General features: G+C 40.7%; 5 protein-coding genes and 1 pseudogene. 1 reads left to right on the top strand and 5 read right to left on the bottom strand.

All coding sequences use genetic code 11. The features are described 5' to 3' along the window. Window positions 1-36 precede the first annotated feature (36 nt). The 5 genes and pseudogenes from D0T84_RS08105 to D0T84_RS08085 all read right to left on the bottom strand — a co-directional run. Entirely contained in the window at window positions 37-594 is a 558-nt protein-coding gene (locus D0T84_RS08105; RefSeq protein ID WP_163307376.1) for an AAA family ATPase, read from the bottom strand. A gap of 17 nt (window positions 595-611) precedes the next feature. Next, the gene (locus D0T84_RS08100) at window positions 612-1016 is read right to left on the bottom strand and encodes a VOC family protein (protein WP_163307375.1); all 405 of its coding nucleotides are present in this window, start codon (window positions 1014-1016) and stop codon (window positions 612-614) included. A 21-nt stretch (window positions 1017-1037) separates the two neighbouring features. Then, a complete protein-coding gene (locus D0T84_RS22880) occupies window positions 1038-1793 on the bottom strand; it encodes a VOC family protein (RefSeq protein ID WP_255495261.1) in 756 nt (251 codons plus the stop codon). Window positions 1794-1862: 69 nt separating this feature from the next. Then, the gene (locus D0T84_RS08090) at window positions 1863-2609 is read right to left on the bottom strand and encodes a helix-turn-helix domain-containing protein (RefSeq protein WP_163307374.1); all 747 of its coding nucleotides are present in this window, start codon (window positions 2607-2609) and stop codon (window positions 1863-1865) included. Window positions 2610-2614: 5 nt separating this feature from the next. Next, window positions 2615-2833 (bottom strand): annotated as a pseudogene (locus tag D0T84_RS08085) (glutamine amidotransferase); the annotation flags it as partial. An 89-nt stretch (window positions 2834-2922) separates the two neighbouring features. Between D0T84_RS08085 and D0T84_RS08080 the strand changes: the two are divergent. Beyond that, on the top strand, window positions 2923-4058 hold a 1136-nt coding region (locus D0T84_RS08080; protein ID WP_163307373.1), incomplete at its 3' end, for an IS4 family transposase.

Genomic DNA, 4058 nt, shown 5'->3' with positions numbered 1-4058 from the left:
AAACTGATGGCTCCTTAATTTATCGTTAACTCTCTCCTATGCAAAGGTAAAAACTATATAAATCTTGTAAAAGATGACCGAGACCGAAGGATTACCTTTTATCAATTCATAGAAGCTTTCTTCTGTCGATTTACCTGCTGTATCAATCAGAATTCTATCTGTCGCCCATGCATGATACTCCCTACTTTGGATTTCATTCCATGTAGGGAGTTTTAAACCTTTCACTTCAGTGCATCGGTTTTCAGCTCGTTTTTTATGTTCTTCTTTATCCGAACAGATTACTTCGATATTAATGTACCGGCTATTGCTTTGTATAGCTACTTCTTCCCATTCTCTACGGGTAAGGTCTATCGGATTGCATGAATCGGCAACTACATTATGCCCCAAGTCCAGATTGTTGCTTGCTATGCGGTAAGCCAAACGGTATCCTTCGCTTTGTACATTGTAGTTGCATAAATCTCGCAATGCTTGTTCTATGGTATCAATTCTCAGATAGGCAGCATTGTACTCCTTGACAATCAGTTTTGCCAGACTTGATTTTCCCGAAGCGGGCAATCCCGATAGAATAAACAGTATGGGTTCTGAAGCCTTCATTTTTCGATTATTAATTTTTATAGCTCTGATTGATTCAGTGGAGAATACAACTCTATCAGATTCTCTTCCGGGTCGTACAGATGAACAACACGCATTCCCCAACCGGGCATATCTATTGGTTCATTAATGAATTTAAGTCCTTTTGCCGAAAGTGCTTGATAAGTCTCATCTACATTATCAACTTCAAAAGATATCATTGATTTTTCGCGATAACCTGTGGGGTGTGTTTTGTCGGCGTTACCAATAGCAGGAGCCATATAATCGGAGGTAAACAAGGCAAGCCCCTCTATTCCGTCGGCTACTTTGAAGCTGGCATAACATTCTTCAACATCCCAGGCGGCTTCCAAACCAAGTTGTTGGGTATAAAAATCGAAACATTTCCGATAGTCTTTGACTAATAGTCTTACGTTGTTGAATTTCATAATTCTTCTGTTATTAATTTATTAATCTCTTTTATAGTCTGTGAATCCTAATCTATTGCCCGAAGGGTCGTTCAATTCTACCGCCCAACCTGTTCGTATCTTAAATGGTTCGGATAGAAAGACAATGCCTTTGGCTTTCATCTTTTCGTAAACCGCTTTAGTATCTTCAACCTCTATCCAAATGGCAGGTATTGTGTTCGGCATCTTAGTTTTGTCTTTCAGGATGATTGCCGGCTCTTCGTTGCCAACCTTGAAGGCTATCATACCCTGCTCTGCAAACTCGAATTTCTTTTCCAATCCCAATACTTCAGAATAAAAATGTACGCTCTCTTGATAATTGTTAGCTGGCAGGAAGTAGTTATCATAGCTCTTGATTGCGGTAGGTTCTACTGTATCTTCCGTTATCGTCAGGATATGTCCGTTGTTATCGAAGATGGCGAACTCGTCTGCTCCATAGAATGTTTTATGCATTTCTTTGGCGATAGATCCTGTTCCCAGAAGCTTTTCGTATAGTGTTTGCATGCCTTTCATCTTTACATAAAAGGTCATAATACCCAATGCCGGGCGACCGGCTAACTGTGGGTACTCTTCGGTTAGATTATCCATTTCCTGAAACATAAATGTTGTTCCGCCATTAGCCACCATGGCCCATTGCAAGCTTCCGGTGAGGGCGGGAACACTCATAATCAGATTGAAACCTAATGTTTCGGTATAGAACTGTACTGTTTCGTTGACGCTCTTTACGCCGATATTGGGAGATAGAGTTTGATATTCCATGGCTTTCATCTTTTTTGAGTACAAAAATACAATACTTGTTTGATGTGTTTCGTGTAAAAAACCGACATTCTACACGGCATGTTCCGATGGAGAGATACTTCCCAATCGCTGAAACTCTTTATTCATATGTGAATGATCGTGATAACCGCAGGCAATGGCTATTTCGTACATGCTTTCATTGGGATGGGTTTCCATATACCTACGGACGGAGCGGAAGCGCATAATGTTGCTGAATGCTTTGGGAGATATGCCGATGGTTGCTTTGAATTTACGTTCGAATTGCCGCTCCGACAAGCAGACTTCTCCGGCTATCTCCCTGACGGCTAAGTGGCCGTTGTTGTTTTGAATAAGAGAGACAGCATAACTGATTTGTCGGTCGGGCAGGTATAACTTGTGCATACGTGCCAGGAAGTAGGTGTTGATATACCAGATACGTTCCTGCATAGACTCCATGTCGGGCAATCGCTCATAGAAACTGTTATCAAACAGGGTTTCGGTGAGTGGGAGTTCTATGTTTTGGTTGGTAATCATGGAGATGGGTATACGGGTGAATGCAGTGATCCCTGCCGGCGCAAAGCGGATTCCCATCATCCGCACCCGTCCCGGCTGATAGGAGATTTCCAATAAAGAGGTCATTGTACCAACCAATTTGGGCAATCCGGTTTGTACGGAGTGACTTCCGAAATCAAAGATAATATCCACACAACCGTCGGGTAGAATCCGCTGTGCGATTGCATTCTCAATCAATCCATCGGCAACCCAATAGGTTTCTATCAAATGCTGTAAATGTAGGTTGGGTGGATATTCTTTATACATATATATTATTTCGGCAAGAACCCATTTTTATAATATTGATAGCTCTCTTCTATAATTTCAGGCGCATCCGCATCTAATACATACAGGATTTCACGGCAAAACTCCAATGGAGCCGTTCCGGGGGCAGTAACAATGTTGCCGTCTCTGACAGCTTGTTCGTTGATATAGTTGGCATCGCCAGTATATTTTTCTCCGGCATACTGTTTCAGATAGTCCAGTCCGTTGCAATAGCGTCCTAAATAAAAAGTGAGAGGTTTTCGTTTTCTGTTCCTTAAAGTTACCTTTGAGGTGCAACACAAAAAACGAACCTCTCATGGCAAAAATAACATTATTCGCTCAAATTCTTAGCAAACTCAACAAAGATGTTTTCAAAAAAATAGTGCAGCAAAAGCAGACCGATAAGTATCAAAAGGGTTTTGATAGTTGGACTCACTTGATTTCGATGCTTTTTTGTCAATTTGCCAAAAGTCAGTCCGTGCGTGATATCAGCAATGGTTTACGCTCTGCTACAGGCAACTTAAATCACTTGGGAATAGAGACTGCACCTTCTAAATCTAGCATCAGCTATCAAAACAAGCGTAGAGACTGGACTTTGTTTCGAGACTATTACTACGAACTTTATTCTTATCTAGGACAGCAAGCTAAATTTAAACAAGTCAAGTTTGGTATCAAGAGTAAAATCTTTCTTTTGGATTCTTCTACAATAAGCTTGTGTTTATCTTTGTTTGATTGGGCTAAGTACAAGACAGCTAAAGGTGCTGTCAAAATGCATACACTACTTGATTACGATGGGAATTTACCTGTCTATGTGAACATTACCAATGGCAAGACCGCGGACAATAAAGGGGCATATGATCTGCCTTTGATTAAAGGAAGTGTTATTGTTGCCGACCGATTTTACAACGATTTTCATCTTCTGAATATCTGGGACAGCAACCATGTATTTTTTGTTGTAAGGCACAAGGAGAACCTCAAATATCGAACAATTAAAGAACTGGATTTGCCCGGCAACAGACATCAACATATACTCAAGGACGAGATAATAGAGCTCCACAACGAAAAATACCCCAAACGGTTGCGTCGTATAGCTGTTTGGAATGATGAAAATAAATTTGTGCTAGAGATTATCACCAACAATATGCAATGGAGTGCCAATACAATCAGTGAACTTTATAAATCTCGATGGCAGATAGAAATATTTTTCAGAGAAATAAAACAGCTACTTCATGTCAAATCATTTATCGGAACCTCTGAGAATGCTGTCATGATACAAATTTGGACTGCTCTGATTACCATTTTGATATTGAAAGCCCTCAAGGCAATGGCTCAATACGGCTGGCATCTGTCAAATCTAGTTGCTTTCATCAGGCTCAATCTGTACGTAAAGATAGATTTGCAGTACTGGCTCGACAATCCATTCCTTGAACCTCCTGAACCAGCTCCCGAATA

The organism is Dysgonomonas sp. 521, from assembly GCF_010501055.1.
In the GTDB taxonomy this organism is placed as follows: Bacteria; Bacteroidota; Bacteroidia; order Bacteroidales; family Dysgonomonadaceae; genus Dysgonomonas.
Note: the sequence above shows the minus strand (reverse complement) of the source record. Positions and strands in the feature narration are given on the sequence as shown.